Below are 25911 nucleotides of genomic sequence, written 5' to 3'. Positions count from 1 at the left end.
TTTTTCATCTGTTTCACTGCTCTAAATTGTCGAAGAGAGAAATCCTCTGATATGGTTCGAGCAGAGGTCGGGCCTGATATTCCTGCTGTAGATTTTGATCTAGATAAGATTCGTGAAAGAGGAAGCCTCATTGCAGTGGTGGATAACAGTACGACAGGTTATTTCATTTATCGTGGTAAACCGATTGGTTATGAATATGAGCTTCTTAGCAGACTTGCAGACTATCTGAAAGTTGAATTAGACGTTCAGATTACGGCTGACATCCAAGGTGCTTTTAACATGCTTAATAGTGGGAATGCCGATATTATGGCCTACCATTTGGCAGTTACGAAAGAGCGGAGCGAGCGCTTTGCTTTTACCGAACCGCATAACAATGTTTCCCAAGTTTTAGTACAAAGAAAGCCAGAAAACTGGCGTCAATTAAAGCTCCATGAAATCGAGGAGACTTTGATAAGGAACCCTATTGATTTAGGTGGTAAAACAGTTTATGTAAGGAAAGGCTCGTCTTTTACAGATCGGCTAAATAATCTGTCTGATGAGATTGGGGAAAACATAAATGTTGTGGAGGTGAAAGGTGCAGTTGATACTGAAATGCTAATTCGAGATGTGTTGGATGGTAAAATAGACTATACGGTTGCCGATGAGGATGTCGCCTTGATCAATGAGTCTTATTACCCGAGCATTGATGTAGAAACGCCTATTAGCTTTCCCCAAAAGATAGCTTGGGCCGTTAGAAAGAATGCTACAGACTTAAAAAGTGTCGTTGACGATTGGTTGGTTGATATGAAAAAGTCACCAGACTTTTATGTCATCTATAATCGGTATTTCAAGAGCAGGAAATCACAAAATATTCGAGTAAAAAGTGCTTACTCTTCGTGGTCCAAGGAGAAAATATCGCCATATGATGACTTGATTAAGGAGGCATCTGAAATGTTGGAAATGGATTGGCTCTTATTGACCTCTATTATTTTTCAGGAGTCTAAATTTGACCCTAAATCCGAATCATGGGTAGGTGCACAAGGGTTAATGCAGTTGACTACCAATGTTGTGGAGGAATATGAGGTTGACGATGTTTTTGACCCCGAAGAAAATGTGAAAGCGGGCGTGGAGCATTTAAGATGGTTAATGGACTATTGGGAAGATGATATCAGCGATAAGGAGGAGCGCATAAAATTTGTTTTAGGTTCATATAATGTAGGGCAGGGGCATGTAAGAGACGCAATGAAGTTGGCCAAAAAATTTGGATCCGACCCTTTTAAATGGGATGACAATGTTGCCGAATATTTGGTACTCAAATCGAAACCACAATACTATAAAGACCCTGTAGTTACTTACGGCTATTGCCGTGGTGAAGAACCAGTCAAGTATGTAAGGGAAATTTTACACCGATACGATCAATACTTGCAGTTCTACAGATCTCCCGAAATACCAAATGATTCGACTTTTGTCATCGATTCTAAATAGTCTATTTGAGGTTATCAATAGCGATTTTCGCAGAAAGAATGCTTAAAGGAATACCTCCACCTGGGTGAACACTGCCGCCACAGAAGTATAAATGTTTGATCTTCTTAGAAAAGTTGGGGTGCCTTAAAAAAGCAGCGTATTTGTTATTAGAACTGTTGCCATAAAGTGCTCCTCCAACAGAACTAGTTCTGGATTCAATCGTTCGAGGGTCAAGGATATCTTCAACTTCAATGAGCGCTTCTATATCCTCATGAAGCATTTCAGATAGTTTCTTAATGATGTTTTTACGCGCTTTTGCAATCAGTTCATCCCAATTCTGCCCTTGATTATTTGGAACATTGATCATGGTGAACCAATTCTGACAACCTTCTGGAGCATCAGAAGGATTCTGAGTGCTTGATATGTTGATATAGACTGTTGGATCGTCATAAATATCACCCAGCTTAAAGATATGCTCGAACTCTTTCTTGTAGTTTCCTGAGAAGAATATATTGTGCAAGTCTAGTTGTTTGAAATCCTTTTTAATACCCCAGTAAAAAATTAGGGCTGAGCTAGACTTTGGTTGGGAAAGTAATTTTTTAGGTTGGAACTGGTCCTTAAGTAGTTTCTTATAGGTTGCTACCATGTCCATGTTGGAGACAACAACATCCGATTTATGGAAGCCCATTTCTGTATTTACTCCTTTGGCCTGACCTTCAAATACAACAATGTTTTTCACCGGCCTATTAAAGTGGAATTGTACTCCGACTTTCTTTGCGAGTTGGTACAAACTTTCAGTGATATTGTGCATTCCTTTTTCAGGAAAGTAAGCGCCTAAACCAAACTCTAAATGGGGAATGATATTGAATGTAGCTGGCGTTTGATAAGGGTCGGAGCCATTGTATGTAGCATACCGATTAAAAAGTTGTACCGTTTTCTCATTTTTAAAAAGCCCTTCATTGGCTTGATTCATACTTTTATTAAAGTTGAACTTTGAAAGTTTGCCAAATGCCTGAAAAGCTTTTCCCCCAAGCCAAGTACTGGATTTATGAAGGGATTTCTCCATAAAAACTGGAGCTAACTTATTATATAGCAAAGCGCTTTGTTCAAGACTCGCCTCGACATTTGCTTTCGGCTCACCGAGCTTTTCCTCGAATTCTTTGATGATTTTTGCTCGATCGGACCAAGCTGTGAATCTTGTACCGTCTGGATAAAAATATTCACAAGTGGTTTCGAGCTTATTGTATTGGAAATAATCAGCTACTTCAATCTGGTGAAGATCGAATAGGTCTGTTATGTGCTCTGGTAATGTTAATAACGAAGGGCCAGCATCGAATCTATATTTTCCTAATCTAACTTCCGTTAGTTTACCACCAGGGTAATCATTAGCTTCAAATACAGATACAACGTACCCTTTTTTGGCCAGCCGAATTGCTGCGGCTAGACCTCCAACTCCAGAGCCAATCACAATCGCTGATTTGCTCATTTTTGTCAGTATGTTTATTCAGTCAGTCAGTATGTTAAGCCTTCTTAACAATTTGGAAATTCGCTCAACTCAATCACTTTTACAAATGGTTTTGAGTTTTTAGGTATAAAAAACTGTTATTTGGATACAAATAAATGTAATTGGTCACGAATTGTGTTTGATCCTTCAGTTTCTAGAGCAAATTAGCTGTCAAAAATATAAAGAATCTTGACTAAGATTAGAGTATTTGTTAGAAATATCTATCGACGTTGAGCAAATTGGATTTAATCTCGGCTGATTGACTTAAAATGTTCTGAGTCAGTAGTTTACCAGTTATTGGTCCGAGTGTCCAGCCTAGCATCGCATGCCCTGTTCCCAGATATAAGTTTTCTATTGACTTGACCTGACCTATATAGGGTAACCCATCAGGTGTGCAGGGTCTAAGTCCAGCCCATGGCTTAATTTCCTCAAAATTGTATGTTTGATATTCAGGAATTGCGCTCTTCAAAGACTTGATGATACCTTGAACTCTGCGTTCATTAATATCGTGATTTAATCCTGTGATTTCCATCGTGCCTGCCACGCGAAATCCATTCAGCATTGGTGTTGTTGCTACGCGTGCCTCCACTAGAATTGATGGAAGTTTAGGCGATACCGGTGGGTTTTCGATGGTGAAACTATAGCCTTTCCCAGGTTGCAATGGGAGCCTTAGATTTAACCATTTTAGGATTGTGGGTGACCAAGAGCCAGCCGCAATGACAAATTGATCGGCCTGATAATTTTTCTTATCTGTGATAAACTCAGTTACTTTTCCTCCTTTTGAATTAACGGCTTGTAGGTCTGTATTGAAGTCTAACTTTACACCGCGCTTTACGAGTAGCGCTTTGAATTTATCCATGAATACTTGGGGAGTCATCCATCCGTCGCAGCCAAAATAGACCGCGCCAGCCATATCATATTGGACATTAGGGTCAAGCTTTTCAGTTTCTGCTTTGTTGACCACACTGGCTTCCAAACCATATTGGTTTGCTATCTCTACTAAGTCAATTTCGTGTTTTAAAGCCTCTTTCGTTTGGCAAACCATCAATAGCCCTGGCTTTTGATAGCCTGCTTCTATACCCTCCTCTTCGATGATTTGCTCATAGAGTGACTGACTTTTGGTCGTCAGGGTATTTAAAACAGGAATGGCAGCCTTTACTCTTTTGTTGGTTGAAGCTTTTTTGAATAACCAGCCCCAGGTTAATAAGTCTCGACTAAATTTAGGTTGGATGTAGAAAGGACTTTTGCTATCCAACATCCATTTCAAGCCTTGGTTAATGATTCCAGGCGATGCTAATGGAATAATATGGCTTGGAGAAACATAGCCAGCATTGCCATAGGAACAGTTGTCATTTCCGTCCGTACCATCTATAACGGTAACATCAACTCCCTCCTTGTTCAAGTAATAAGCAGTACTTAAACCAACAATTCCAGCCCCAACAATAACAACTTTTTTACTCATCCTTTTATATTACGGAAAACCCATGGGCATACGGATCTTCATCGTCGATGATTATGTTATTATGCCCGGTAATTCGAGCCCAGCCTTTGATGCTCGGCACAATGGCATCAAAATCACCAACCATAGAAGTATCTTCCACTTTGCCAATAAATTGACTCCCGATGATGCTTTCATGAACAAACTCATCTCCTTTTTCGAGTTTCCCTTGAGCAGCCCATTGCGCCATGCGTGCTGAAGTTCCTGTTCCACACGGTGATCTGTCAATAGCCTTTTCACCATAAAAGACCGCATTCCTTGCGGTAGAGTCTTTTTTAGTCGGTTTTCCTGTCCACATTAAATGGCTCATACCTTTGATAGTCTCGTCATTGGGGTGAACAAAGCTGAAATTATTGTTCATATAATCTCTAATGGCTCTACTCCAACCAATTAATTCAAGTGCGCTGTAATCCGCCATGTCATTATAACCATCCTGTGGATCAATAATGGCGTAAAAGTTACCACCGTAGGCCACATCGACTTGTAACGTGCCGAAATCAGGACACTCCACAGTTATATTTCTTGCGGCTAAATAGGAGGGGATATTGGTGAGTTTGACGGATGTCACTTTTTCACCCTCCTGCTCATAATCTATTTTTACTAAGCCAGCAGGCGTTTCGAGCCTTAGTTTTCCTTTTACTTTTGGTACAACCAAACCTTCTTCCAGCATAAAAGTAACCGTACCGATAGTTCCATGTCCACACATGGGCAAACAGCCACTTGTTTCGATATAAAGCACTCCGATATCGTTATTCGAGTCACTTGGAGGGTAAAGTATCGATCCAGACATCATATCGTGTCCTCGAGGTTCAAACATGAGTCCTTTTCGAATCCAGTCATATTCACGTATAAAGTGCTGTCTTTTCTCACTCATGTTGGCGCCTGAAAGTAATGGGCCTCCACCAGCAACAAGTCTCACAGGGTTTCCGCAAGTATGTCCGTCAATACAAAAGAATCGTTTATTCAAAGTTTTTATGGTTTAATGTATTTATGAATTACGGATTTCGTCTTTAGTCAATTCACCATTTATGGTTCGCCAAATTTGTAGTGGGTTGCTGTTTTTAAGTGCTTCTGGAAGTAAGTGATCTGGCCAGTTTTGATAAGCAATCGGACGCACAAATCTTGAAATAGCTGCAGTTCCTACTGAAGTGGTTCTTTGATCTGTGGAGGCAGGGTAAGGTCCGCCGTGCTGCATAGAATGGCAAACTTCTACCCCAGTTGGCACTCCATTAAACAACAGTCTTCCAACTTTTGTGCTTAGGGCTTCTACTATATCAGCATACTTTTCAATATCACTGTCTGTGGCCACCATTGTACCAGTTAATTGCCCGTGAAGTGCATTTGCCACAGCCAACATTTCATTGGTGTCTTCGCAAATAACTACGATTGTGAAGGGGCCAAAAATCTCTTCATGTAAGATTGGGTTTTTTAAAAAAGTCTTGGCATTCACTTTGGCAGTCAGCGGTTTACCTTTATTGGAACCTGGATTAGTGCTATCACCTATTTCTTCAACGCCAGTCTGCTCTATAACTGCACCTCTATGGGTGTAGTAACTGGTGGCTATTTTTTCATTCAGCATCGTAACCGCCTCTTTTTCTGCCAGGCTTTTACTTAATGTATCCGTGAATTCATCCAGGGCGCTTGACTGGATCCCGATTAACAGACCTGGGCTAGTACAGAACTGACCAACACCCAGCGCTACTGAGTTGGCAAAGGTATTGCCGAGGCCTACAGGGTCGCCAGATAGTTTGTCTGGCATGAGGAAACAAGGGTTAGTACTGCCCATTTCTGCATACACTGGAATTGGTTCTGGCCTTTGATTGGCCATGTCAAATATGGCTCGACCACCCTTGACTGAGCCAGTAAACCCAACTGCCTTAACTTTTGGATGTTTTACTATTTGCTGACCAACCGAAATACCGCCATTGACCATGGAAAAGACGCCATCTGGCATATCACATTTCTCTACTGCGCTAAGTACTGCTTGGGTTACCAAGTCATTTGTACCCAAATGTGCTTCGTGCCCCTTCACTATAACAGGGTTTCCTGCTGCCAAAGCCGATGCTGTATCTCCACCTGCCGTGGAAAAAGCTAATGGAAAATTACTAGCACCAAAAACAGCCACTGGACCAATTGGAACATGCATTTTTCTTAAATCAACTTTAGGAATCGGTTGGCGGTCGGGAATAGCAGTATCGATGTTTGCTCCTAACCATGAACCTTCTCTAAGTACGTTGGCAAACATTTTCAACTGATTGCAGGTACGTCCTCTTTCTCCTTGAAAGCGACCCAGGGGAAGGCCCGACTCTCCACTGGCTCGTTCTAACAGATTATCGCCAATAGCCATAATCTCCTCGGCAATAGTCTCTAAAAACTGTGCTCTTTTTTCATACGAAACGGCTTTATAAGAAGCGAACGCTCTTTGTGCCAGGTTAACGGCATCATCTATTTCTTGTGGTGTAGCAGCGATAAATTCTTCTTGAAATACAGAGCCATCGGTTGGGTTGTATGCTTTTAGTATTTGGCTACCATCGGCTGTAGCTCTACTTCCAATGTAATTTTTGCCTGTGATCATGATTATAGATTTAAGTAATCTGGTAGTTCTGGTCTAGTCGCTAAACCCTCTTCAATAATACGTAAAACTCGTTCCCTTTCATCGCCATATAGCGGCAATCTTGGGGCTCTTACATGCTCTGTACCAATTCCCGTGGCGACTTCCGCCAATTTGATGTTTTGGACTAGTTTCGCATTAATATCCAGTTCTAAAAGCGGAAGAAACCATCTGTAGATCTCCAGTGCTTCTTCGTAGCAGCCTGCTTTCTTTAACCTGTATATAGCAACCGTTTCTTTTGGGAAAGCACAAACCAACCCAGCTACCCAGCCTCCAGCGCCCATAAACATACTTTCCAGTGCTAGGGTATCGACACCAGATAGAATTTTGATTCTATCGCCGAAGCGATTAATCATTCTGGTGATGTTAGAAATATCTCGTGTAGATTCTTTAACAGCCCGAATATTTTCACAGGCAATCAGCTCTTCAAACATGTCTAGCGTCACCTCGATCTTATAGTCAACTGGATTATTGTAAACCATGATCGGTAAATCAGTAGAATTGGCGACTGCTTTATAGTAAGTAACCGTTTCTCGATCGTCTGCTTTGTAGCGCATGGGAGGGAGCATCATAAGTCCGCTTGCACCGTTTTTCTGTGCTTTTTCGGCTGCCAAAATCGCTCCTTTTGTGGTTTGTTCAGCTATATTCATCACGACAGGAACTTGCCCGTTACAAATTTCCGTGGCTGTTTTTACAAGCGTATCTTTTTCATCTTCCATGAGAGAACTTGCTTCACCGAGCGTTCCTCCTAGTATTATGCCATCTACCCCAGCCGATAATTGCGCCTGAATATTAGTCTCAAACATTTCTAAATCTAACTGATCATCGGCGGTAAACTTTGTCGTGACCGCTGGGTAAACCCCTTCCCAATTTACTTTCATATTGATTCTTGTTAATCTGTATTCCCAATTCTGGGAATGGCCGTAAGATTTAGTAAAAGTATATGGATAAGTCAGAATACTATCTTCAAATATTAGCCAATACTAATATGATATTATCACGAATGGTTAAATTTGAATTGATAAATTGATTAGATCATACCATTGAAGGCTTTACCATTTAAAATTCCAAAGACGGAGCAAAGCTCAATTCATACTCAGGTTGACGAGGAGTTTCATTTCTATGATACACTTCATCAGCACCCTGAAATACAAGTGACACTAATCGAGAGAAGTCATGGAACACTTATACATGGTGATTACTTAGGAAGTTTTGCCCCTGGCGATGTCTTTGTTATTGGTGCCAATGCGCCACATGTATTTAGAAATGACAAGATTTATTACACGCAACCAACTGATCGCGCAGCAAAAGCTCTGACTTTCTTTTTTGATGAGAATACTTTAGGAAAAAACTTCCTGGAGCTACCCGAAGCCAGGACATTAGCGATTTTTATTCGTAACCTCGAAAGAGGGGTAAAGTTTACAGGGCCTGATTTAATACCGATTACCGCAGCAATAAGGGAGTTGTTTCGCGCAGACGGTATGGATCGGATTATCGCCCTGCTTCAGGTGTTGAAGCAATTGATGCAAGCAAGGAACTATGAACTCCTTTCAAGACACCTACCGTCCAAAGAGGTGAATGCTACTGAAGGAAAGCGATTAAACGACATATTTAATTTCACAATAAAAGAGTATACTCGACCTATTCAGTTAGAGGAGGTTGCGGCTTTAGCAAACTTATCCAAAACCGCTTTTTGCCGATATTTTAAGCAGCATACACGAAAAACTTATCTTGATTTTCTTACTGAATATAGAGTCAGCGAAGCCTGTAAAATGTTATCGGACAAATCAACACCGATCGCTCAGGTTGCCTATAATTGCGGCTTTAATAACCTTAGTAATTTTAATAGAAGGTTTAAAAATGTGGTGGGTGTTTCACCAAGAGCCTATATAAACCAATCGGCTATATCTAAAACTTAATTCTTGTCTTTGGCAAAAATATATCCCAGCTCTATGGCAAAGTTTGTGTTGTCATTGGCACTGACTAAACTAGGGGAGACTACAAAGTAGTTCTTTCCTGGTAGTACGAAACTTATTCCTAAAGATGATCCGGTGTTTCCGTTGGTTGTAGATACTGCGAAAAAAGGTAGCACATTGAACCGACTAATGTCTCCTATTCGCTGCGACAGACTAGCGCTCAAAACGAAATCGTTGACATCAACAGTGTTTAAGGCGAAATTATAACCAACTCCAGCACCTAAATTTGTACCAGTTTCAGTCTTTACGAGTAAGTAATTAATGTTTGGTGTAAAGGTGTCGACCCTAGCCCCAAATCCGAAGACAGGTGGGTTGTCAAAGGTGCTGTACAAAAGGCCATAATCGAATCGACCACCAGTTGTAAACATGGCAGAAGCAGAATAAATTTTATTCGCGACTAAGTCTGAGCTAGCTTGTCCTAAACCTATTGAAAATCCATTTTGGTCAGGTCTCATGTAGACGCTTTGCGCGATTGATAATTGAAACGTTAGGCAAAATAGAACTGCTGTAATACTGATTAATCTAGCCATACAAGAAGAAAAGTTATACTTGATCAATGATAGCTTTAAAGTTCATACTATCCCAATGCTTTTCTATATCTGGTCTTGAAAGCACTTCATTCATTACTTCTTGTTGCTTTTTTCCTCTTGCAATTGCCTCTGAGTAGCGTAAGTCACTAAAAGTCACCATAGAATAAAGTGGTATCCATTTGTCTGGATATAACTCATTAAGTTTTTTCTCGATTTTCTTTTGGAGTACAAACTTTTCGTCCGCGACTTTATCTCGCATTTCTATGAAGTTGTATAAAGCCAAATCTGCAATGGCATTTCCGTCAGGTATTCGGAGTTCCTGATATTCATTTAATAAGGCATCGCTTATTTCGCCATACTTTTCTAAAAGCTGATCGAAAACATAACAGTCTTCAAAACCTGAGTTCATTCCTTGGCCATAGAATGGTACTATAGCATGCGCTGCGTCGCCAATTAAAGCGGTTTTACCTTTAACCCAAGGACTGCACCGAACAGTGATCAAACTGGATGTGGGGTTTTCGAAATATTCTGTTTTCAGATTGGGAATTAGCGGAACCGCGTCTTTGAACTTGTCATTAAAAAATGCCTCTACATCAGCCTCAGTTTTGATCGACGCAAAGCTTGTTTCTCCCTCAAATGGGAAGAATAGGGTACACGTAAAGCTTTTATCAAGATTTGGTAAAGCGATCAACATGTATTCACCTCTAGGCCAAATATGTAGGGCATTTGGATCAATCGCAAAGTCACCGTCTGGTGCAGGAGGCATGGTCAACTCCTTATATCCAGCAGAGATATATTCTTGCGAAAAATTGAAGCGATCTGTTTTCTGCATGGCATTTCTCAATGCGGAAAATGCACCATCTCCACCGAAAAGAAAATCCGCTTCTATAGACTTTCCATTATCGAAAACTGCGGTGGCCGTATCAAAATCTACATCTATACACCGATGGTCGAACATGATTTGAACTCCAACGGCCTCAGCTTCATTCATTAAAAGCCAGTTTAAGCCGCCTCGAGAGACTGAATTGATAAACTCACCTTCTTTGCCATACGGCTGAAAGTCCAAATTGCCCTTTAAATCGTGTATCATTCGACCAGGCATGGGGATACAGCTTTCTTGAATTTTGTCTTTTAGCCCTACATTTTCAAGTGCTTTTAACCCTCTATTACTCAAGGCTAAGTTGATGGATCGTCCGCCAATAGCACCTGCTTTTCTCATATCAGGTCGCCTTTCAAAAATCGTTACATCATACCCTTTTTTAGCAAGTGATATAGAAAGGAGTGATCCCACAAGGCCTGCTCCTAGAATGCTGATTTTTTGTTGTGCTTTATCCATGCTTACATTTTTTGGATATGTTCTTTGAGGATTCTCGCAAAGTGATAAACGTCTTCGAAGGTGTTATATAATGGGACAGGCGCCACCCTAATAACGTTCGGTTCGCGCCAATCGGAGATTACACCTTCGGATGACAAGGCATCGAAGAGCATCTTACCATTTTTATGACAGAAAATCGATAACTGACAACCTCGACTTTCAGGGTCTTTTGGAGTAATGATTTCGAAGATATTCTCCTCACCACTCAATTCATTAATCAAGAACTCCATGTAGCCAGTCAGTAAAAGACTCTTTTCTCGTAAAGCGTTTACGCCAACCTTATCAAAAATTTCTAAAGAGGCCAAATGAGCCGCACTGGACAGTACGTTGACATTACTTAGTTGCCAGCCATCCGCTCCAGTCATTGGTTTAAAGCCTTTGGTCATTTGAAAGCGAGTAGATTCTTCCTGGCCCCACCAGCCTGCAAAACGAGGTAAATTTGAATCGTGCGCATACCTTTCGTGCACAAATACTCCTGATACATTTCCTGGCCCGCTATTTAAATACTTATAGCTACACCAAGTGGCAAAATCGACACCCCAATCATGTAACGAAAGAGGTACATTACCCATGGCATGAGCCAAATCCCAGCCTACTTTTGCCCCGACTTCTTGGCCTTTTTTAGTGATTGATTTAATATCAAAAAGCTGCCCAGTATAGTATTGAACGCCACTTAATAGTACCAGTGCTAATTCATCCCCAGTTTCGGCTATCGTTTTTAAAATATCTTCGGTTCTTAAATTATGTTCTCCTTGCCGAGGTTTCAGTTCGATTAAGGTGTCATCGGGGTTTAGACCATGGTGTTTTATCTGTGTCTCGAACATATATTGATCTGAAGGAAACGCACCCGCTTCAGCAATGATCTTAAATCGTCTCTCTGTAGGCCGATAAAAAGAAACCATCAACAAGTGAAGATTTACCGTCAATTGATTCATTGAAACGACTTCGATTGGTTTAGCGCCAACTAATTTCGCCAGTGAATCCTTCAGGAATTTGTGATAGTACATCCAAGGTCTTTTGCTATCCTTGAAATGCCCCTCTACGGCATACATCTCCCAATCTTTCATTTCTTGCTCTATAAATGAGCGAGCCGTTTTAGGCTGAAGCCCCAGTGAGTTTCCGGTGAAGTATAGGGCAGGTCTACCGTTCACCTTCGGGATATGAAATAGGTCGCGGTAAGACTTTAGGGGGTCTCGTAAATCGAGTTCTTGAGCAAATGAAAGACTGTTCTCAAAATTCATTAAAACATGCTGGTTTGATTTTGGCCAGGCATACTTTTTTCATGCCGTAATAGCCATTCTTTTTTATCCAATCCTCCTGCATAGCCAGTAAGGCTACCGTCAGTACCAATAACACGATGACAAGGTATGATCACTGCTATCGGGTTTTTTCCGTTGGCTGATCCAACAGCGCGAATTTTCTTTATATCTCCGAGTATCTTGGATTGCTTGGCATAGGTTGATGTTTTGCCGAAAGGAATTGACAAAAGGCTTTGCCATACTTCTTTTTGAAACGCTGTGCCGTCTGGGTCTAGTGGGACGTTGAATTCTTTTCGCTTTCCTTCGAAATATTCCTTCAATTGCTTTTTGCAATTTCTCACCGTCAAAGGAATTACCCCTTCCGATTCTCGTTCTTCTCTATCGATGAAACTGACCATTTTAATGGCATCAGCATCGCCAATAATTTTTATTCTGCCCAACGGGGAGTCCATATAGGTGATTGCAGTGTTCTTCATTATTCAAATTTACTGATCGGCAGATCTAGCCATTCCAACGTAGCATTGCAAAAAATATCTTCAACTATTTCATTTGAAAGCCCCATTTCTTCAATGTATGCTCCGATTTCTAGGTCGCCAAGTGGAAATGGGTAATCAGAGCCTAAAGTTATTCTTTTCGATCCCTGCATTTCCAAAACATACTTCAGTAAATGTGGATCGTGGGTGATACAATCGATCCAAAACTTACCGACATATTCTCGTGGGTTTATTGGATTATCGATTGCCACTAGGTCCGGTCGACAATTAAATCCATGTTCAACGCGACCCAGTGTCGGTAGAAATGATCCTCCTGCGTGTGAAAAGTTTACGCGTAGTTTTGGAAGTCTTTCTAGCACACCACCGAAAATTAATGAGCAGGCGGCGCGAGAGGTTTCGGCTGGCATACCTACTAACCACGGGAGCCAATATTTTTCCATACTATGGAAGCCCATCATATTCCATGGGTGTATCATCACAGCCATTCCTAACCTTTCACATGCTTCGAAGATTGGGAAAAAGCGGGGGCTACTCAGGTTTTTGTCATTAATGTTTGAACCAATTTGAATTCCAGGTAGATGCAATTCGTTTTTGCATCGTTCAAGTTCTTGAATAGCAAGCTCCTCATCCTGCATTGGGATGGTCGCCAAACCGATATAGTGCTTTGGGAATTTTTGACAGAGATCGGCAATGTGATCATTCAAAAATTGAGAAACTTCAAGTGCATCTTTAGGTTTTGCATCATAAGAAAACATCACCGGAATAGTGCTCACAACTTGAACCTGCGTACCATGGGTGGCATACTCTTCTATTCTTAACTCAGGGTGCCAACAATTAGCCTGGATCTCTCTGAAGAATTTTGACCCTTTCATCATCATAGCAGCGCCCTCTTTGTGATGGTGCAGATGAATAAAGTCACCATATCCGAATTTATCTGTCCATTTGGGCAGATGCTCAGGTATGATATGGGTATGCATGTCGATCTTTAATTTAGTCATTTGCTAACTTGTCAATTGTCATTTGCAGTTTCCCCAAGAGTTTTGATATATGCATTTAACGATTTATGTAGATCATTTAACTGGTCATCTAGTTTTTTATACAAGGCTGAATCTATGATCTGTCGGCGATTACATTTTCCCAGCCAGTTTTGGGTTTCTGTTAAAGAACCTCGGGAGTAAAAGCAAAACTGCCTGTTTTCTTTGTAGAAAAATCTACCATATCCTTCAGCTATGTTTGCACTAATGGAGTCAGCACTTCTTGCAAGTTGTTTCCCGATAGTATCTTTTTCGAAATAGCTCATTTTTGTGACCAGATGCCATATTTCATCAGAGATCTCATTTGCACGTTGATATATTCTCAATTCTTCGAGTTTCATAATATGTGTGTATTGTATGCTTTAGTCGAAATTGACCAATAACTAATGACCAATCTCCAATAGCGGGTGTTATTTTACAAATCGTGGGTCGGTTTCCATCTTGTGACCGCAGTTTTTGCACGTTCGAAGTTCTTCTGAAGCATAGAACTCTTTAAACCTTGGAAGAAAGTCTTTTTCAATATTAGTTAATGGGAAATATGTGTCATGCAATTTGTTGTTGCACTTATCACAAAACCACATGAGGCCATCGGTATGCTCTGGTTTGCGAACTCGTTCAATCACTAAACCAATTGAGCCTTCTTTGCGCATAGGAGAGTGTGGGACTTTCGGCGGGTGGAGGTACATATCGCCAGGACCTAAGTCAATATCTACCGCTTTGCCATCTTCTTGAATTCTGACTGTTATTTCTCCTTCCAGTTGATAGAAAAGTTCTTCTGTCTCGTTGTAATGATAATCTTTTCGTGCGTTGGGGCCTGCAACAATCATTACAATGTAGTCCGTACCTTCTGGATAAAGGTTTTTATTTCCGACAGGTGGTTTCAATAAATCGCGATTATCCTCGATCCATTTGTTCAGGTTGAACGGTTTCCTAATACCCATTTTCCTTCTATTTAGCTTGCCTCTAATTTAACGAAAATCGCCATAGGACTCTCTTCGATTTTCATAACTTTGATTGATACGCTTAAACCTATGGATCTTAATTTAAAAGGAAAGAAGGCCTTCGTTTGTGGTAGTACTCAGGGAATAGGCCGTGCTACTGCTGAAGAATTAGCTGCTTTGGGTGCAGATGTGACTTTATGTGCTAGAAATGAAGAAAGCCTTGAAGCAGTAAAAAGTAATTTGACTGTCGAAGATGGTCAATCACATCAAATTTTGGTTGCCGATTTTTCGAAACCCGACTTACTAAAACAGTGTGTCACTGATCACCTTGGCCAAGGGAATGCGTACCACATATTGATTAACAATACCGGAGGCCCTCCAGGTGGGCAGGCGATTGAAGCTGGTATTGATGAATTCCGAATTGCTTTTAACCAGCACCTTGTTTGTAATCAGATATTGGCACAGGCCATTACTCCAGCAATGAAATCCGCAGGTTATGGACGAATTGTTAACATCATTAGTACTTCGGTTAAAATACCTTTGAATGGACTGGGTGTTTCTAATACGATTCGGGGTGCCGTAGCGAATTGGTCCAAGACTTTAGCCAACGAACTTGGTCAGTTTGGCATTACGGTAAATAATGTACTACCAGGAGCCACGGCTACTCAGCGACTAAGTTCAATCATAGAAAATAAGGCAAACAAAACGGGAAAAAGCGTAGCAGAAGTAGAACAAGCTATGAAAGCTAGTGTGCCTGCAAATCGCTTTGCCGAAGCCTATGAAGTGGCCGCTGCAGCTGCTTTTTTATGCACACCAGCCGCTTCATACATAAATGGAGTCAATTTGCCAGTGGATGGCGGAAGAACTGGCAGCTTGTAAGCTATGAGCAAATTCCCAATTATAGATCTACACTGTGACTTACTGGTTTATCTTTTGATGAACTCGAATGCTCGAGCAGACAGTCGCGCTTTTGGAGCGGGATTACCTTTTTTAAAAGAGGGAAAAGTCGCTATGCAAGTCATGGCCGTTTATACGGCTGTCGAGGAGGCTAGTGCAAGAAATGGGTTGGCACAATCTGCCCTTTACAAAGAGTTATTTAGCGACTATTCGGATAGCTTTTACCAAGCAACAGCAGGTTTTAAGTCAAGGGATGAGGGAATTGGAATAGTTGCTTCATTGGAAAGCGCATCGGGTTTGTGTAATGAGGATGAGCCTTTGGATAATGCTTTTAAGAATTTAGAAACGATTCTTGAGAATGTAGAAAGGCTATTCTATATCAGTTTTACCCATCATGCCGAAAACAGGTTTGGTGGTGGCAATTATGCAACAGCTGGTTTAAAGCCCGATGGTGAGGTACTATTGGAATACATGTCTGGAAGGCAAATTGCCGTTGATTTATCGCATACTTCCGATGCGTTAGCCCATGATATTCTGGATTATACGGTCAAAAAGAGTTTGGATGTTCCGGTGTTGGCGAGCCACTCAAATTTTAGGGATATCTGGGATCACCCAAGAAATCTTACAAGAGAAAATGCGCAAGAGATTGTGGATAGAGGAGGCTTAATTGGTATGAATTTTTTGAGGGCCTTTTTGGATAACGATCGGCCAGAAGCGCTGCTAGATCACATAAAATATGGTTTCGAGCTTTCCGGAGGCGAGAATTCCATGGCTTTTGGAGCCGATTTCTTTTATACAGGAGATTTTCCAGATCCATCCAGGCATCCTTTTTACTTTCCTCAACATGAAAACGCTGCCAAGTATCAAGAGATCTTAGCTGAGCTTTCAAATGCTTTAACTGACGCTCAAAAAACTAAATTGGCTCATCAAAACGTAGAACAATTCATCGCTTCAAATTGGAAATAGCATGGAAATTATTCGCAATTATATCAATGGAGAATTAGTTGATGCGCAAAGCGGCTTGTCTTTTGATAATTACAATCCTGCCGTAGGCGAAGTTTACAGTAAAATACCTGACTCAGGCGCTGCTGACGTACAGGCAGCCGTTGATGCTGCTTCGGCAGCTTTTCCAACCTGGTCCGCTACTAGCCGCTCAGATCGATCCAAATTATTACTCAGAATTGCCGATCTCATCGATCAGAATCACAATAAACTAGCAGCGGCAGAATCTAAGGACAACGGTAAGCCCTTAAAACTTGCCAGTAGAGTAGATATACCGCGCGCCTCAGCGAATTTTCGGTTTTTTGCAACAGCTATATTACATGAATCTACTGAAGCGCATGAATCTGACGGACAGGCGATGAATTTTACTTTACGTAGCCCCATCGGCGTAGTGGGTTGTATATCTCCTTGGAACTTGCCCCTTTACTTGTTTACATGGAAGATTGCTCCTGCACTAGCAGCAGGGAATACGGTAATTGCTAAGCCTTCAGAGATTACTCCAATGACTGCTTTTCTGCTTTCGGAGCTATGTATAGTGGCTGGGTTGCCATCAGGGGTTTTGAATATTATCCATGGAAATGGGCCAGATGCAGGTCAGGCCATCACAGAACACCCTGAAATAAAGGCCATATCTTTTACAGGAGGTACGGCTACTGGTAAAAGAATCGCCGCTACTGCCGCGCCAATGTTCAAAAAGCTGTCTTTAGAACTAGGAGGTAAGAATCCGAATATCATATTCGCAGATTGTGACTTTGAGGAGGCTTTGAAGACATCTGTGCACTCGAGTTTTGCCAATCAAGGTCAAATTTGTTTGTGTGGATCTCGAATTTTTGTGGAACGCTCGATTTATGAGAAGTTCAAAGACGCCTTCGTGAAAAAAGTAGAACAGTTGCAGATCGGCGATCCTTCGGATGCAAAAACTAACCTTGGTGCTGTTGTATCCGAAGGGCACATGAAGAAAGTTTTGAGCTATATAGAGCTCGGAAAAGAGGAAGGGGGACGTGTGTTAACCGGAGGTTATCAGGTGAGGTTAAACGGGGAATTGTCCAATGGATATTACGTTGCTCCCACCGTGTTTGAGGGCCTCTCTTTTGACTGCCGAACCAACCAAGAGGAGATTTTTGGTCCGGTGGTCACTTTGACTCCTTTTGACACGGTAGAGGAGGTGCTTATGATGGCTAATAGTACCGTTTATGGGCTCTCAGCGACAGTTTGGACCAACAATTTGAAAACTGCTAACCGTATGAGTAATCAATTAGAATCGGGTATAGTATGGGTGAATTGCTGGCTCCATAGAGACTTAAGAACGCCATTCGGAGGGGTCAAGAAAAGTGGCGTCGGAAGGGAAGGAGGCTGGGAAGTATTGGACTTTTTCAGTGAAAAGAAGAATGTATGTATTCAACTTTAAATTGGATTCATACAGCAAAAAACAGGTTTTGAGCGCATTAAAGCTAGATTGACGGAGCTTGGGTTAAAGTTTTGAAAATTATTGATTTGTTAAATTTTATTTAATTAAAAATACTACTAAATTTGATATTCAAGAGGGGAGAGGAGTTTCCTTTTTTAACAAAGAAATATGTTTGCCGCCCGGCAAATTTAAGATAAGTCTGGGTGTAGGAACCGAAAGGTTCGCTATGAGTAGTTAGTTACCCAGGTGTTTAGGTGAAAGGGAGTCGCTCCAACGGGAGTGACTCTTTTATTTTATACCTACTGAAAAAGATAAGAATGATTAACCAGCCAGACAGCTGGTTATTTTTTTGATCATTTGTATCCTTTAACATTGATTCTGAATGATTTACGATCTGTTTTGCTTAATATCATGTTATCAAGATTTATACGATAATGATTTAGTTCATCGTTTCTTGTAACCACGGCGTCAAAACCAAGTATCACAACAAAACAACCACCATGTTCAAAAACAACCTTAAAGTGGCATTTCGGTCACTGTTAAAAAACAGAGTTTTCTCTTTGATTAACGTCACTGGTCTTGCGCTCGGAATCGCGGCTAGTTTATTAATCCTTCAATACGTCAATTACGAACTGAGTTACGAAGACTTCAACGAAAAGGCGGATCAGATTTATCGGCTAAAAACGAATAGATACAACCAAGGTCAATTAAGTACTGAATGGGCAAGTGGTGTAGTTTCTATTGGGCATATTTTGAATGAAGCATTTCCTGAAGTAGAGCGATTTGCCCGTTTGACACGAACAGGTGGAGTCTTGTCTCAGGGTGATGTAGAGTTTAAAGAGGAACGAATCTATTTCGCAAATCAAGATGTATTTCAAATTTTTGGTAAGGAAATTCTCCACGGTAACCCAGAAACGGCCTTAACAGAGTTGAATACTATTGCTATATCAGCATCAACAGCAAAGCGGTATTTCGGCAGAACGGATGTAGTAGGCCAATCCCTTATGTTTAACCGAGAGCAGTCTGTTAATATTGCCGCTGTTTTTGCTGATGCACCGGATAACACACATTTCAAATTCGATATTTTGGTTTCATGGGCAAATCAAGAGGCTAATGATGAAGATGGTAACTTAAATACAGTTTGGTATTGGGATGGGTATTTCAATTATATAGAGCTCACTGAAGGGACAGACCCTGAAGAATTTACGGCAAAAATCGACAAGTTTATTGATGAAAGATGGGGAGAGGAAATGCGTAATGCTGATACGTGGATGGATTTTGAGCTACAGCCTATGCGCGATATTCATTTATACTCAAACTTCATTGGTGAAGCAGAAGTAAACGGCGATGGAGATTCTGTTTATGCGTTGTTAGGTATTTCATTTTTTATCATACTGATCGCGTGGGTAAACTACGTTAATCTGGCCACAGCGAAATCGATGGAGCGCGCTCGTGAAGTAGGTTTGAGAAAAGTTTTAGGTTCTCAGAAGGGTCAATTAATTCGTCAGTTCTTAACAGAGTCCTTATTGATCAATCTATTTGCGGTTGCCCTTGCCTTTGGCATCGTAGTTTTAGTAATACCGAGCTTTTCTAGATTGGCAGATCAGCCAATGACTTTAGCATTATTCACTCAACAAGGTTTTTGGATCGGGTTGGCCACGTTGTTTTTGGTAGGAACCTTCTTATCAGGAATGTATCCGGCATTTGTGCTTTCCTCTTACAAGCCCATTGATACTTTGAAAGGCGGAAGTATGAGTAATTCTGGGGGTGCTTGGTTACGCAAAGGCTTAGTGGTTTTTCAGTTTATGGCATCCATTGGATTAATCATTGGAACATATACAGTTTACGAACAGATTTCTTATATGAGAAATCAAGACTTAGGGGTCGATATAAACCAGACCCTTGTGATCAATGGACCACTTGTACTAGATTCCACATACTCGGAGAAATTAACAGCTTTTAATGATGTTTTGGAGGCCAATGCGAACATTGAAAATGTAGTTGTTAGTACCGTTGTTCCAGGGCGAGAGGTTGGTTGGAATGCCGGAGGAATTAGAAGAGAAGGAGCTCCTGATAGCGAAGGGAAACAGTATAGAGTCCTTGGTTTTGGCTATGAGTATGTAGAAACTTTCGATCTTAAAATTATTGCGGGTAGAACCTTCTCTGAGGAGTTTGGCGATGAAGAATCGAAAATCCTCTTTTCTCGATCGGCTGTTAAGGATTTTGGTTTTGAGAGCCCTGAGGATGCACTAAATCAGCGAATATTCTTTTGGGGAAATATCTACACGGTGATCGGAGTGTTGGAAGACTACCATCATAATTCTCTCAAAGAAGATTATGATAAATTAATCTTCAGACTTATTCCAAATGCGAATAACTACTATTCGATCAAATATAATGCTGCTAATACACAACAAGTAATTCAATTGGCTGAGGAGAAATGGTTAGAGTTTTTTCCTGGAAATCCTTTTGAGTACTTTTTCTTAGATGACAGTTTTGAAGAACAATATGCAGCTGATCGCCAGTTCGGAAGTGTATTCACTATTTTCTCGGGGCTTGCGATTTTAGTGGCATGTTTGGGCTTATTCGGACTTGCCGCCTTTATGACTTCAAAAAGGATAAAAGAGATCGGTGTGAGAAAAGTTTTGGGGGCATCCGTTCCGAGTATTTTAAAACTGCTGTCAGTCGATTTTTTGAAATTGATCCTAGTGGCCGTGCTTTTAGCCATTCCATTGTCTTACTATGGAATGAACCAATGGCTGAGTGGCTTTGCCTTTAGGATTGATCTGTACTGGTACATATTTGCCGTACCATCTGCTTTGGTCATGTTAATCGCTTTGGCCACCGTTAGCTTTCAAACGGCGAGAGCTGCAAGAGCCAATCCGGTGGATTCATTACGCTATGAGTAGCTTACGTTATGATGCTAAAACAAAAGACTGGAGAGTACAAATGCGCTCTCCAGTCTTTGTGTTTTATTTAGCTACATCTCCTTTATAGAGTTCCTTACCTTTTTGGTCAGTTTTTATGATCAGTTTTAAGGTAAGACAATCGGGTGTAGGATCGTCTGAGTCAGCACTACAATCTTGGCGGGTGCCAGAAATATAATACCCGTATTCAGTCTCCCGCACAGATTTGCCATACTCATTGTATCTATCACCAAAGGTGTTTTGCCATTGCTTCACACCGAGTTCAGTTATTTTTACCAGGTAGATATCATTGTTGCCATTACCATAGGAGCTAGTCTCACCCAAGATGAGATAACCGCCATCGCGGGTAGCGATTAAGTCACTGGCGTAATCGTATCCCTTACCACCATAGTATTTCACCCATTCTTCGTTGCCTTGAGGGTTGGTTTTAGAAAGCACGATGTCTGTTTGTCTTCTATTCGTTTGGACGGTGAACAAAGTAAGCTTACCTCCATCAGGAGTATCCAGTTGATGATCGTTTGTTGCTCGCCTTTGATAGTACTCAGTGGTCATTGAGCTAACCGCCCCACCTTCTGCTGTAAGAATGATCGCGTCGTGCTTTGGATTGTGACCGAACAACCCAAGACTTAGTACCGTAATTGATATTAATTTTATAAATTTCATAATTGTTTCTTTTGAGATTTAAGACCTGTTTTAATCCAAATACGACCTAAAACTACTCGTTGGATTTTAACAAATTAAATATATTCTCTTTTTAGAAACAAATACTTTTCGATCTCTATGAATTACTTGAGTTGGTATGCCTCTCGAAGTCTTTGGGGTATTTATCACTTTCTGTATTCATCCACTTGTCCCAAAAGGTAAAATACAGACCGAAATTAAAACGATACTGAGTATGATGTAGGCTGTGATGAGTTGCTCCAATCATCCATTTACCTAGCCAATGTTTATGGAACCCCTTCGGGTAGATTTCTACATTAGAATGATTGATAGCACTTGTTAACGTCATAAAAGTGAGTAACGTGACGATTGTCCAGTAATGCATCGGTAAGAACAAAATGACTACTGGTATGATCACTGATTGGAGTATGCCTTCACCAGGATGAAAAGAGAAGGATGTCCATGGTGATGTAATATGGCTGTCATGATGGACTTTATGAATCAATCGATAAACTTGCGGCTTATGCATCCATCTGTGAAGCCAGTAGTAGTACGTTTCATGGATTAAAGCAGCAATTAGAAAGCTAACGGGCAACCACCACCAACCATAGTCATTTACATCTTCATAAATAGCAGTATATCCTTTTTGCCAGAGTACTACCATGCCAGCACCAGCCACTGCAAAAAATAGTGAGGTTAAGGTGGACCAAAGTATTTCTCTTCGGTACTGTTTCTTGTCTTTTGTTGGCTTATGGACCTTGCGATTGCGAAAGCTCTTCGGGTCGATTATGTAGAATATGACATAAAAAATTCCTGCAACTAGGGTGTACCTAAACACGACCATTAAAAACATTAGCCCTGTCAAAGCCAAAAATGTTAGTGGATCGGTAAAGTCGTATTCGTTCATGTCTGGCTTGAAATAAAGCTTGTCGAAAATAGGGAACAATTAAAACAAATAGTAGGTTTTAAGAATGCATAATTTTAAAGTAATGAAAGGAAAGTTTGAGCAACTCGTAGATCAGGAAACACCCGTACTTGTAGATTTCTATGCGGATTGGTGTGGGCCTTGTCAAATGATGGCGCCAGTTCTAAAAGAGGTGGCCCAAGAAATGGGTGATAAGGTCAAGGTCATAAAAATCGATGTTGATAAAAACCAACCCATAGCGCAGCGTTTTGGTGTACGAAGTATACCGACCTTGATCCTATTTAAGAATGGAAAAATCCTTGAAAACAGGGCAGGCGTATTGACAAAAAGAGACTTGACCAATATGATAGAAAAAGCGTCTTAATGGATTTCTTTCTAGCAGATAGTTCTTTACTGCCTTATCAGTTACTCATGATAGTGCACATTCTTGTATTGGCTTATGCGATGTACGTATTTGTAAAGCGTGACGGGAGCGCTTTAGAGAGGCTCCTTAGCCTGTTGCTGTTGCTGTTTATACCAATAGTAGGGTCCTTGATTTACCTCAAGCTATCGCAAAGGAAAAGAAGAAAGTTTTCTCTGAAAAGAAGATATTAATTAGCAGAAGTGCTGCTCGGTGTTTTTGCACCCACCATTTCGCGGACTTTCAAGGCAATATGCTCGGCATCGAACCCACATTCGGCATGTAACTGCTCTTGTGTACCATGCTCTATAAAGTCATCTGGAATTCCAAGTCTTACCACTTGAGCACCGTAGCCATTTTCGGCCATAAATTCAAGTACAGCAGAGCCGAACCCACCCATAATACAGCCATCTTCAACAGTCACCACTTTCTTGAAGTTTCTGAAAATATCATGCAATAGCTCCTCATCAAGCGGTTTCACGAACCTCATGTCGTAATGTGCCGGGACTAAACCTTCTTCTGCAAGCTTGGCTTTTGCATCGATGGCATAATTTCCAATATGACCAATGGTTAAGATGGCTACATCTTCACCGTCAGATATTTTTCTGCCCGTTCCGATAGCTACTTTTTGCATATCAGTTCGCCAATCTGGCATTACACCTTGCCCTCTTGGGTAACGGATAGTAAATGCTTGGCCATCTCGAGGTAATTGTGCAGTGTACATCAGATTCCTGAGTTCTGCCTCGTTCATCGGTGCAGCCACGATCATATTCGGGATACATCGCATGTAAGCAATATCATAGGCACCATGATGAGTAGGTCCATCAGCGCCGGCAAAACCAGCTCTATCCAAGCAGAAATTGACCGTTAAGTTTTGCGTACAAACATCATGAACCACTTGATCAAACGCACGCTGCATAAACGTGCTGTAGATGTTACAGAAAGGCATTAGACCTTGCGTAGCTAGTCCTGCAGAAAAAGTAACGGCGTGTTGCTCAGCAATACCGACATCAAAAGCGCGGTCTGGCATAGCCTTCATCATTATGTTCATGGAAGAACCAGAAGGCATGGCTGGGGTAATCCCCATTATTTTTTTGTTTTTTTCAGCCAACTCAACGAGCGTATGACCAAAGACATCTTGATATTTAGGTGCTTGAGGCGCGTCTGGTACTTTTTTGAAGACTTCACCAGTGACCTTGTCAAACTTACCAGGTGCATGCCATTTTGTAGCATTTCCCTCTTCGGCAGGTTTATAGCCTTTACCTTTAACAGTAACGCAGTGAAGAATTTTAGGGCCAGGAATATCTTTTAAGTCGTTCAGCACATTGGTTAAATGGTGAACGTCATGCCCATCTACCGGTCCAAAATATCTTAGGTTCAATGACTCGAAGAGATTACTCTGCTTTAATAGGAGCGACTTAATCGAGTTTTCAACCTTTGAAACAACCTCTTGGGCGCTTTTACCGAACTTGGAGAACTTACTCAGTAACTTCCATACATCGTCCTTTACGCGATTGTAAGTATGTGAGGTAGTTACGTCAGTGAGGTAATCTTTTAATGCCCCTACATTAGGATCAATCGACATGCAATTATCGTTCAGGATAATCAGCAAATTCGAATTTGAAACACCAGCGTGATTCATTCCCTCGAAAGCCAACCCTCCCGTCATGGCACCATCGCCAATTACGGCAATATGCTGTCTGTCATCCTTCTTGTACTGGTTAGCGATAGCCATACCCAATGCAGCGGAAATAGATGTAGAGGAGTGCCCTACACCAAAAGTATCGTAATTGCTCTCTTTTCTTTTCGGAAATCCAGAAAGTCCTTTGTAGATACGATTTGTGTGGAAGTTGTCTCTTCTACCGGTTAAAATTTTGTGTCCATAAGCCTGATGACCTACGTCCCAAACCAATTGATCTTTTGGTGTATCGAAAATGTAATGTAACGCGACGGTCAATTCAACTACGCCCAACGATGCCCCGAAATGACCTCCGTAAACAGAGACATTATCTACAATAAATTGACGGAGTTCATCACAAACCTCAACAAGTTGTGCTTGGTCTAATTCCTTTAAATCTGCTGGAGAATCAATTTTAGAGAGAAGAGGTCCGGGCTGTATTAACATTTTTTCTGAACTAGTGCCTAAACAACAACACTTGAGTGTCGAATGTTTGACATAGTTTTATATCTGTGCACAAAATTAAAAATAATTTTGGGTCGAAATGAGAGATTTGTCCATTCTCTATATATTTGATTGAAATCAGTTCTTTATCCTTGAGTTTCGAGATAAAACTTCCACTTTTCGAAGGCCCCTTTGATCTCCTTCTTTTCTTCATTCAAAGAGATGAACTGGACATTCATGATATTCCGATCAATAAAATCACAAAAGACTTTCTAGACTACTTACAGCATTTAGAAAAAATGAATGTGGAGGTCGCGAGCGAATTTATTTTAGTTGCGGCTACACTCATGCGGATTAAGGCCAAGCTCTTGTTGCCAAGGCCTGTTTTGGACGAAACAGGAGAGGAAATTGATCCACGTGAAGAATTGGTCAAGCATTTATTGGAATACAAAAAGTACAAGTCTGTCATCGAGGAGCTGAGTCAAATGGAGGGTGATCGCTTGTTGAAGGAAAGACGAGGGAATGTTGTAAAGGAGTTAAAGAAGCTAGCGGAGACCAATAATGTTGAATCCGAACTTCAGGATATTGACTTATACAAGCTATTAAAGGTATTCCAAAAAGTTTTGGAGCGTCATGAATACGAACTCAATAAACCGACGCACAAAGTGGTACAATATCCATATACCATTGCTACTCAGCGAGCCTATGTATTGAACCGACTGATAGAAACTCCGCGTCTTTCATTTACCGAGCTTATTGCACTAGCTCCAGAAAAGATCGTTGTAATTTTCAACTTCCTATCCATTTTAGATCTTCTTCAAATGCGCCAGATTACCATGCATTTGGGTGAAGGATTCAATAATTTTTGGATTGAGAAGATCGAAGAAGAACTCGTTGATTAATTC

General features: G+C 41.0%; 23 protein-coding genes. 8 read left to right on the top strand and 15 right to left on the bottom strand.

The window, feature by feature from the left end; all coding sequences use genetic code 11:
- Positions 1 to 51 precede the first annotated feature (51 nt).
- The gene (locus BFP71_RS07190; RefSeq protein ID WP_176723332.1) at positions 52 to 1464 is read left to right on the top strand and encodes an MltF family protein; all 1413 of its coding nucleotides are present in this window, start codon (positions 52 to 54) and stop codon (positions 1462 to 1464) included.
- Position 1465: 1 nt separating this feature from the next.
- On the opposite strand, the gene crtD is transcribed toward BFP71_RS07190, so the two are convergent.
- The 5 genes from crtD to BFP71_RS07165 form a co-directional block, all read right to left on the bottom strand.
- On the bottom strand, positions 1466 to 2929 hold the full coding sequence (gene crtD / locus BFP71_RS07185; RefSeq protein ID WP_069834809.1) for a 1-hydroxycarotenoid 3,4-desaturase CrtD: 1464 nt from the start codon (positions 2927 to 2929) through the stop codon (positions 1466 to 1468).
- 229 nt (positions 2930 to 3158) lie between these two features.
- Positions 3159 to 4409 (bottom strand): NAD(P)/FAD-dependent oxidoreductase, encoded by a 1251-nt coding sequence (locus tag BFP71_RS07180; RefSeq protein ID WP_069834808.1) that lies wholly within the window; start codon positions 4407 to 4409, stop codon positions 3159 to 3161.
- 4 nt (positions 4410 to 4413) lie between these two features.
- Positions 4414 to 5412 (bottom strand): 4-hydroxyproline epimerase, encoded by a 999-nt coding sequence (locus tag BFP71_RS07175; protein WP_069834807.1) that lies wholly within the window; start codon positions 5410 to 5412, stop codon positions 4414 to 4416.
- 21 nt (positions 5413 to 5433) lie between these two features.
- The gene (locus BFP71_RS07170; RefSeq protein ID WP_069834806.1) at positions 5434 to 7020 is read right to left on the bottom strand and encodes an aldehyde dehydrogenase (NADP(+)); all 1587 of its coding nucleotides are present in this window, start codon (positions 7018 to 7020) and stop codon (positions 5434 to 5436) included.
- 2 nt (positions 7021 to 7022) lie between these two features.
- Positions 7023 to 7937 (bottom strand): dihydrodipicolinate synthase family protein, encoded by a 915-nt coding sequence (locus BFP71_RS07165; protein WP_069834805.1) that lies wholly within the window; start codon positions 7935 to 7937, stop codon positions 7023 to 7025.
- A 162-nt stretch (positions 7938 to 8099) separates the two neighbouring features.
- Here BFP71_RS07165 and BFP71_RS07160 point away from each other — a divergent pair, with 162 nt between their 5' ends.
- Positions 8100 to 8975, top strand: coding sequence for a helix-turn-helix domain-containing protein (locus BFP71_RS07160; protein ID WP_069834804.1), 876 nt, complete (start codon positions 8100 to 8102; stop codon positions 8973 to 8975).
- Here BFP71_RS07160 and BFP71_RS07155 read toward each other — a convergent pair.
- The 7 genes from BFP71_RS07155 to BFP71_RS07125 all read right to left on the bottom strand — a co-directional run bounded on the left by BFP71_RS07155 (position 8972) and on the right by BFP71_RS07125 (position 14665).
- Complete coding sequence (locus tag BFP71_RS07155; protein ID WP_141719707.1) at positions 8972 to 9562, bottom strand: hypothetical protein; 591 nt, start codon at positions 9560 to 9562, stop codon at positions 8972 to 8974. The two genes, BFP71_RS07160 and BFP71_RS07155, sit on opposite strands and share 4 nt — an antisense overlap.
- A 13-nt stretch (positions 9563 to 9575) precedes the next feature.
- Complete coding sequence (locus BFP71_RS07150) at positions 9576 to 10898, bottom strand: FAD-dependent oxidoreductase (RefSeq protein WP_069834802.1); 1323 nt, start codon at positions 10896 to 10898, stop codon at positions 9576 to 9578.
- A 2-nt stretch (positions 10899 to 10900) separates the two neighbouring features.
- On the bottom strand, positions 10901 to 12178 hold the full coding sequence (gene kynU / locus BFP71_RS07145; protein WP_069834801.1) for a kynureninase: 1278 nt from the start codon (positions 12176 to 12178) through the stop codon (positions 10901 to 10903).
- The gene (locus BFP71_RS07140; RefSeq protein ID WP_069834800.1) at positions 12178 to 12672 is read right to left on the bottom strand and encodes a methylated-DNA--[protein]-cysteine S-methyltransferase; all 495 of its coding nucleotides are present in this window, start codon (positions 12670 to 12672) and stop codon (positions 12178 to 12180) included. The genes kynU and BFP71_RS07140 overlap by 1 nt, the downstream gene beginning before the upstream one ends.
- The gene (locus tag BFP71_RS07135) at positions 12672 to 13688 is read right to left on the bottom strand and encodes an amidohydrolase family protein (RefSeq protein WP_069834799.1); all 1017 of its coding nucleotides are present in this window, start codon (positions 13686 to 13688) and stop codon (positions 12672 to 12674) included. Before BFP71_RS07135 ends, BFP71_RS07140 begins: the two co-directional genes overlap by 1 nt.
- Before the next feature lie 11 nt (positions 13689 to 13699).
- Complete coding sequence (locus tag BFP71_RS07130; RefSeq protein ID WP_069834798.1) at positions 13700 to 14065, bottom strand: four helix bundle protein; 366 nt, start codon at positions 14063 to 14065, stop codon at positions 13700 to 13702.
- Positions 14066 to 14134: 69 nt separating this feature from the next.
- Positions 14135 to 14665: a 3-hydroxyanthranilate 3,4-dioxygenase gene (locus BFP71_RS07125; RefSeq protein WP_069834797.1), complete on the bottom strand. Its 531-nt coding sequence runs from the start codon at positions 14663 to 14665 to the stop codon at positions 14135 to 14137.
- A gap of 90 nt (positions 14666 to 14755) precedes the next feature.
- Here BFP71_RS07125 and BFP71_RS07120 point away from each other — a divergent pair, with 90 nt between their 5' ends.
- From BFP71_RS07120 to BFP71_RS07105, 4 genes are all read left to right on the top strand, one after another.
- Positions 14756 to 15544: an SDR family oxidoreductase gene (locus BFP71_RS07120; protein WP_069834796.1), complete on the top strand. Its 789-nt coding sequence runs from the start codon at positions 14756 to 14758 to the stop codon at positions 15542 to 15544.
- Positions 15545 to 15547: 3 nt separating this feature from the next.
- Complete coding sequence (locus BFP71_RS07115; RefSeq protein WP_069834795.1) at positions 15548 to 16528, top strand: dipeptidase; 981 nt, start codon at positions 15548 to 15550, stop codon at positions 16526 to 16528.
- Between the two features lies 1 nt (position 16529).
- Positions 16530 to 17972 (top strand): aldehyde dehydrogenase, encoded by a 1443-nt coding sequence (locus BFP71_RS07110; RefSeq protein ID WP_069834794.1) that lies wholly within the window; start codon positions 16530 to 16532, stop codon positions 17970 to 17972.
- Between the two features lie 500 nt (positions 17973 to 18472).
- Entirely contained in the window at positions 18473 to 20881 is a 2409-nt protein-coding gene (locus BFP71_RS07105) for an ABC transporter permease (RefSeq protein ID WP_069834793.1), read from the top strand.
- 63 nt (positions 20882 to 20944) lie between these two features.
- Here BFP71_RS07105 and BFP71_RS07100 read toward each other — a convergent pair whose 3' ends face one another.
- Both BFP71_RS07100 and BFP71_RS07095 read right to left on the bottom strand, forming a co-directional pair.
- Complete coding sequence (locus tag BFP71_RS07100; protein WP_069834792.1) at positions 20945 to 21562, bottom strand: hypothetical protein; 618 nt, start codon at positions 21560 to 21562, stop codon at positions 20945 to 20947.
- A 115-nt stretch (positions 21563 to 21677) separates the two neighbouring features.
- Complete coding sequence (locus BFP71_RS07095) at positions 21678 to 22466, bottom strand: sterol desaturase family protein (protein ID WP_069834899.1); 789 nt, start codon at positions 22464 to 22466, stop codon at positions 21678 to 21680.
- Positions 22467 to 22548: 82 nt separating this feature from the next.
- Here BFP71_RS07095 and trxA point away from each other — a divergent pair, with 82 nt between their 5' ends.
- Positions 22549 to 22848 carry a thioredoxin gene (gene trxA / locus BFP71_RS07090; protein WP_069834898.1) on the top strand — a complete coding sequence of 100 codons (300 nt, stop codon included), beginning with the start codon at positions 22549 to 22551 and terminating at the stop codon, positions 22846 to 22848.
- Between the two features lie 226 nt (positions 22849 to 23074).
- Here trxA and dxs read toward each other — a convergent pair whose 3' ends face one another.
- Positions 23075 to 25009 carry a 1-deoxy-D-xylulose-5-phosphate synthase gene (gene dxs / locus BFP71_RS07080; protein WP_069834790.1) on the bottom strand — a complete coding sequence of 645 codons (1935 nt, stop codon included), beginning with the start codon at positions 25007 to 25009 and terminating at the stop codon, positions 23075 to 23077.
- A 149-nt stretch (positions 25010 to 25158) separates the two neighbouring features.
- Between dxs and BFP71_RS07075 the strand changes: the two genes are divergently transcribed.
- Positions 25159 to 25908, top strand: coding sequence for a segregation and condensation protein A (locus tag BFP71_RS07075; protein WP_069834897.1), 750 nt, complete (start codon positions 25159 to 25161; stop codon positions 25906 to 25908).
- Positions 25909 to 25911 lie beyond the last annotated feature (3 nt).

This window comes from Roseivirga misakiensis (assembly GCF_001747105.1).
Classification (GTDB): Bacteria; Bacteroidota; Bacteroidia; order Cytophagales; family Cyclobacteriaceae; genus Roseivirga; species Roseivirga misakiensis.
This window is presented reverse-complemented; position numbering and strand designations above follow the sequence as displayed.